The organism is Hyphomicrobium sp. (genome assembly GCF_020852195.1).
In the GTDB taxonomy this organism is placed as follows: domain Bacteria; phylum Pseudomonadota; class Alphaproteobacteria; order Rhizobiales; family Hyphomicrobiaceae; genus Hyphomicrobium_C.
Map to the genome: position 1 here is coordinate 1 of NZ_JADZBI010000133.1, position 5,958 is coordinate 5,958.

The window sequence follows — 5,958 nt, forward strand, 5'->3', positions numbered from 1 at the left end:
GGATTCCAGGCAAAGGCTAGACGCCGATGCCGCGCGCAAAGGCCGACGCGAGCCAGGCACGTTCGACCGCGCCAAAGCCGACCAGGAGTTCGAGCGCGCGCGCAAGGAAGCACAGCAGAAGGGCGGCGGGCCTCTCGAGACATGGCGCCCCGCGGCGGCGAACAAGTTCGAGGAGCTGCGCAAGGGACGCAAGACGCGCGAGGTCGGCGCACGTGACATCATCACCGAGCCGGACAAGCGCGTGATCGTGCGCGACGAGACGCGCACAATCATCCGTCACGACGAGACCGCGCGACTTGCGCGGAACCGGCGAGAAGTGCGTCGCGAGCGCCGCAAGGACGGAACCTGGCTGGTGATCACGGCGGGCCTGGCCGGTGCACTGATCCACTCGATCATGGACGACGACGGACGCGTCCTGCGGCGCAGCCGCAGGGACAGGGACGGACGCGAGCACGTTCTCTTCGACGACCGCCGCTCCTATCGCGGCGGCGGCTACGGTCCCGACTATCGCCCCGTCTATATCGACCTGCCGCCACCGGTGGTGCGCATCCCGCGCGAGCGCTACATCGTCGACTACGACCGCGCGTCGTTCGACGACATCTACGAGGCGCTCGACGCGCCGCCGGTCGAGGACCTGGACCGCGGCTACTCCCTCGACGAGGTGCGCTATAACTACAGCATCCTCGAGCGCATGCGCCGCGTCGATCTCGATGCCGTCACCTTCGCGTTCGCCTCATGGGAGGTCGGGCCGGATCAGTATGCGAAGCTCGACCGCATCGCGCGTGCCATCGAGCGCGTTCTCGACCGACGGCCGGACGAGCTGTTCCTGATCGAAGGGCATACGGATGCCGTCGGAAACGAGATCGACAACCTGTCGCTCTCCGACCGGCGCGCAGAGACGGTTGCCGCGATCCTGACTGATAACTTCGGCATTCCGCCCGAAAACCTCACGACGCAGGGCTATGGCGAAGCGTATCTCAAGGAGCTGACGGATGGACCGTCGCGGATCAATCGCCGCGTCGCCGTGCGCCGTATCACGCCGCTGCTCGCCCGCGAGGGCTGGGACGATCCGAGTTGAGGGCGGCGGGCGTTCGCCGCCTCGTCAAAGGTTCGTGACGTCGCGCAGGCGATACCACGTCTCGACGACGGGCACGGCGCGCTTGGCGATGGGGTGCGCCGGGAAGCTCGGAAAGGCCAAGTCGTCGAAGGCGGTGCGGCCCTCGCTGCTGCCCACGATCTGAAGCGCGATCTTGTGCCCGAAGTAGGTGGCGCGCGAGACGCCCGTCCCGCAGTAGCCGATGGCGTAGTGGACACCGGCGGCGGTGCGGCCGAGATGGGGCACCTCGTCATAGGTGTAGCCGATGAGCCCGTCCCACGCGTGCGTGACAGGCACGTCCGTGATGCCTGGAAAGACGTGCAGCATGTCGCGGGCGAGGTGGCGGAAGGCGCCAGGCGAGGCGCTGTCGGCGCGCCGCCCGACCCGGCCGCCCCAGATGAGGCGACGCTCGCCCGGCGCAACGCGGAAGTAATAGAAGACCCGATTGGTATTGCCGTACACGCGGTTCTTGGGCAGGAGGCCGGAGAACATGGCCTCGGGAATCTCGCCCGTGGCAATCAGGCCGGACCCGATCGGCACGATTCGCCTGCCGAGCTCAGGGACGATGCCGTCGGTGTAACCGTTGGTTGCGATCAGCACGTCCCTACATTTGATCTCGCCGAGCGGTGTCTTGACGGAGAAGCCGGGCCGGCGCGCAGAGATCGCCTCCGCCGGCGCGTTGCCCGCGATGCGGCCTCCGGCGTCCTCGATACGTTGCATCAGGCCTGCGTGATAGAGGCCGGGGTGCAGCGACGCGTCCCCCGGCAGCACGGACCCGCCGAAGAACACATCCGAGCCGATCTCGTTCCTCTGCTCGGCGCGCGGCACCATGAAGCTCTCGACGCCCGCAATCTCGCGCAGATCGTCCATGTCGCGCGCCATCGCCTCGTAGTGCTCGGGCCGGACGGCGGCGCGTAAGCGGCCGCAGCGCGTGAAGTGGCAGTCGATCTTCTCCGTGGAGACGAGCTCCGCGATATAGTCGAGCATGCGCACGCCCTCGCGCAGTAGCGCCTCCGCCTTGCTGCGCCCCCGCAGCGCGACGAGGCGCTTGACGCGGAACTTCTGGTTGCCGCTCCCGATCTGGCCGCCGTTGCGCGTCGAGGCGCCGAAGCCCGGAACGCCGCGCTCCAGCACGACGACCGAGCGGCCACGGCGCAGCAGCGTCAGCGCGGCCGAGAGGCCGGTGAAGCCGGAGCCGACGATGACGACATCGGCCTCTGCGGGGAGCGTTACGGGTTCCGAGCGGCGCGGCGCGGCCTCCCACCAGTATGGCTTGTAGATGAGCGCTGCGGACAGCGCGGCGCGCCCGCCTGCAAGCTCCGACGCCGTGGGAGGCGCACGCTCACCCATGGATCTTACGCCAGTCGGGAATGCGTGCGAAAAGGCTCAAAGTCATTTGACCGCCATGCATAGTTCTTCTCCCCCGCGGAGATGAACTATCACATTGCGCGAACAAAAAAAGCGGCTCACCGACGGTGGGAGAACCCGGGGTGAGCCGCAGTCGCGTAGGGTCGCGCTGCGCCTCACCGCAACGCACGAACCAGACTGCGCGCTCCCGGTTACGGACTTATGAGCAAGCCACCTGTAGAACCTTACAGGCGCGCGCGCGTGCTCATGGCTCCCAGCGGAAAACGGCGCACGCATGCGTCGCTCCAAACCCGCGAATAGCCGGCTCCGCAAATCTCGCATTTTTTGAGATTCGGCCTTTGCAGGCTCGATGAAATTTCGGTGCCGATATCAATTGAAGCGCTTCGCGCAAGCCGCGCCTTTGAGCGTATTCCGCTCGCGTTTCGCTCTCCGTTTTTCGACGCGCTGTCAGATCCGACAGGACGCGCGGCAATGCAAAATTAAAGCGCCGCCTCAGACACTCGCACGCAAGTCGTTGGCGGCGATGCGATATTTCGACCTTAAGAGATCTTTCACCGTCAGCGATCCGCGCATCCGACGCGCCGAGAAATTCCTGTCTCATCGCGTTGCTTGTGACGCAGACAGTTTTGAAAGGTGAAGAGCATGGCTCAAATCTGGGATTGTCCGCCCGCTCCGTGCGAGCCACCGCCCGAAGAGTGTGACTGCCCCCCCCAACCCGAAGAGGAGTGCCCCATGAGCTGCGATGATCAGACCCCGACCGTCGTGAACAACAATACCAACAACAACACCGTCAACATCTACGTCACGCCCGGAGAGCCGGGCTCTGGCGGCGGCGGCGGAACCACCCTCATCGACCTAGGCGATTTGAGCCTCGGCGACTTGGACCTCGGCGACGTGGGCCTCCTGGACCTCGGCGACGTCGGCCTCGACGTCATCGGCGACGTGAGCGAGGTTCTGGGTGACGTGAGCGCGCCGGTCGACCTGTCGTCGCTCCTGAACAACGTCGCGGACCTCGATGTCGGCGACGCGCTGACTGATGTGCTCGACGCCGGCGACATCGCGGACGTGGGCGGCATCACCGCGCCCATAACGGACCTGCTCAACGCCGACGCCTCGGGGCTGCTCGGCAACGTGAGCGCCCCGGTCTCCGAGCTTCTCGACCTCGACGCCACGGCCCCCATCGACATCATCGATGACGTCACCGCGCCTGTGTCTGAGCTTCTGGATGCCGATGCCTCGGGCCTGCTCAGCGGCATCACCGTGCCCGTCGATGCAGCCGTGGACGGCGTCTCTCCCACGGTCTCGAACCTTCTCAGCCTCGATGCGCTGGACAGCGTCACGGCACCGGTCGAGCTTCTCGACGGCGTCACCGCCACGGTGTCGGACGTTCTGGAGGCCGATGCTTCCGGCGGGCTGCTCGGCGACGTGACGGCGCCGGTGTCCGATCTCCTCAATGTCGACGCGCTGGATACGGTCACCGCGCCAGTGTCCGACCTTCTGGACGCGGACGCTTCCGGGTTGCTCGGCGATGTGACGGCGACGGCCTCCGACCTTCTGGGCGTCGATGCTCTGGATTCGATCTCCGCACCGATCGACATCGTGGACAGCGTCACCGACATCCTGGATGCCGACGCCTCCGGCGACCTGCTTGGCGATGTGACGGCGACGGCGTCTGACCTGCTCGGTGTCGACGCGCTCGACTCCGTCTCCGCGCCCATCGACATCGTCGACGGCATCACCGCGTCGATCTCGGACCTCCTGGACGCCGATGCGGATGCGAGCGCCGATGCGGACGCGGATGCCTCCGGTGGCGGCTTGCTCGGCGACATCAGCGTTGGCGCCGACCTCGGTGCCAGCATCGCCGATCTCCTCACCAACGTGGCCGAGGCCGACGTGTCGGGACTCCTCTCCGGCCTCGGCGTGACCGGCGACGGGCTGCTCGGCATCGACCTCGGCGACGTCGGCGCGCTCGTCGGGGCCGAGGGCGCGGGCGGCGTTCTGCCGGGCTTGAGCCTCCAGGGCTTGCTGAGCCAAGTCGACCTGTTCGATACGGTGGACGTTTCCGCAGACACCGCTTGAAGCTGGATTCGGCCCCGAAACTCTTTTTCGGGGCCGAATTTACACTTCCATAATTATACCACCCAATAATTCTGGCTCCGAAACTTCATCGGCAAATACATCTTGGGTTCAGCCTCATTATTTCGGCCGTCGGAGCTAGAAAAGACATAGAAATCTTCAAAGGGAGCATTGCCAATGAACAAAGGCATCGATTCGCTTAGTCTGCGCGCTAGCTCCATTCTCAATATGCCTGCCGACGGCGCGGCCGCGGATCTCGCCCGCCTCAACAGGCGTCGTGGCGTTGGAAGCTTCCTCACCCGTTCCTTCTACCTCGGGCAACTGATCGTTGCGCAGCAGTTCGTCAGCGGAGCAGCGCAGGCCAAGCTTACGGACGACGCCCCTGGCGACAGCGCGGATGGCACCGCTGACACTGCCACCGCGGGCGCGGCAACGTCGCTTCAAGGCGCGGGCCTGTCCGGGGAGGCGGGCGCCTCGTCGCCCGCGCATGCAATCGCGGCCAAGACGATGGCCGGCGCACCTGTCAGTGTCCCTGTCCACGATGCGCCCGAGGCCGGTGCCTCCGCCGTTCAGGACGGCGTGACCGCGGGTGGCGGGAACGCCGTCGGCGACGGCGGCGCGGTTGCGAGCGCGAGCGTGGACGGCGAAGCGGCCGAGACCGTCGCCGCCGCAGGTCCCGATGGCACGGGCATCACGCTCGACCTTGATCTTCCGCTCGATGTCGGCACGCTCACGACCCCCGTCTTCGATCTCCTGGAAGGCACCATCGAGCTGACCACGGGCATCGTCGATTCCACGTTCGACGCCTTGAAGTCGTTGCCTATCGTCTCGGATCTCCTCGGCAGCACCGTGCCGCAGGTGGTCGATCCCCTGCTCAATACCGTCGACAGCATCGTTTCGGGCCTCGGCGACAGCGTCGGCTCCTCGGGCGTGATCCAGTTCGCGACGAATACGCTGTCGAACCTCCAGGATCAGTTCTTCGAGGGCGGCAGGTACTCCGATCTCGGCATCTCGATTCAGTCGGAACTCGCCGAGTCGACCGTGGACGTCCTGACGTCGGTGGCCTCGCTGGGCGATACGTTCGGGGATCACCTCGACGATGCGACGTTCGGTATTACCTCGAGCCTCCACGACACTGCGAAAGGCGGCATCGCAGAGCTGCTGTCGTAGCTTCGGACCGTAGGGGAGACTGTCCGTGACCGAACCCTTGACGATCAGGCCAGCGGCCCGGCGGACGATCGGTGTCGTCATCGACGACTACATCGCTCGTGCCGAGGGTCTGGTCCGTCGTCTCCCACAAGCCCTGCCCGGCGCCGAGATCCGCAAGTTCACGGCCAAGGCCGCCGTCGCGGCGTCGCGGGCCTGCGGCACCCACTCTCCCACTTCCGCCGCGCGCCTCACTCCCATGGCCGAGTGGA

The 5,958-nt window shown here is 66.2% G+C and carries 5 protein-coding genes; 4 read left to right on the top strand and 1 reads right to left on the bottom strand.

From position 1 onward, the window contains the following. Positions 1 to 1,078 (top strand): OmpA family protein (locus IT540_RS10825; RefSeq protein ID WP_366029695.1); only part of this gene is annotated, 1,078 nt, incomplete at its 5' end. A 24-nt stretch (positions 1,079 to 1,102) separates the two neighbouring features. Here IT540_RS10825 and IT540_RS10830 read toward each other — a convergent pair. Further along, on the bottom strand, positions 1,103 to 2,446 hold the full coding sequence (locus tag IT540_RS10830) for an FAD-binding oxidoreductase (RefSeq protein WP_291177133.1): 1,344 nt from the start codon (positions 2,444 to 2,446) through the stop codon (positions 1,103 to 1,105). Between the two features lie 750 nt (positions 2,447 to 3,196). On the opposite strand from IT540_RS10830, the gene IT540_RS10835 reads away from it, so the two are divergent. The 3 genes from IT540_RS10835 to IT540_RS10845 form a co-directional block, all read left to right on the top strand. Next, a complete protein-coding gene (locus IT540_RS10835) occupies positions 3,197 to 4,543 on the top strand; it encodes a hypothetical protein (protein ID WP_291177136.1) in 1,347 nt (448 codons plus the stop codon). A gap of 174 nt (positions 4,544 to 4,717) precedes the next feature. After that, positions 4,718 to 5,710: a hypothetical protein gene (locus IT540_RS10840; protein ID WP_291177141.1), complete on the top strand. Its 993-nt coding sequence runs from the start codon at positions 4,718 to 4,720 to the stop codon at positions 5,708 to 5,710. Positions 5,711 to 5,735: 25 nt separating this feature from the next. Next, positions 5,736 to 5,958 (top strand): hypothetical protein (locus IT540_RS10845; protein ID WP_291177143.1); only part of this gene is annotated, 223 nt, incomplete at its 3' end.

What these genes read in the sequence shown, in the direction of transcription:
- IT540_RS10830 (WP_291177133.1), bottom strand. Translation starts at nt 2,446, where the DNA reads ATGGGTGAGCGTGCGCCTCCCACGGCGTCGGAGCTTGCAGGCGGGCGC.
- IT540_RS10835 (WP_291177136.1), top strand. Translation starts at nt 3,197, where the DNA reads ATGAGCTGCGATGATCAGACCCCGACCGTCGTGAACAACAATACCAAC.
- IT540_RS10840 (WP_291177141.1), top strand. Translation starts at nt 4,718, where the DNA reads ATGAACAAAGGCATCGATTCGCTTAGTCTGCGCGCTAGCTCCATTCTC.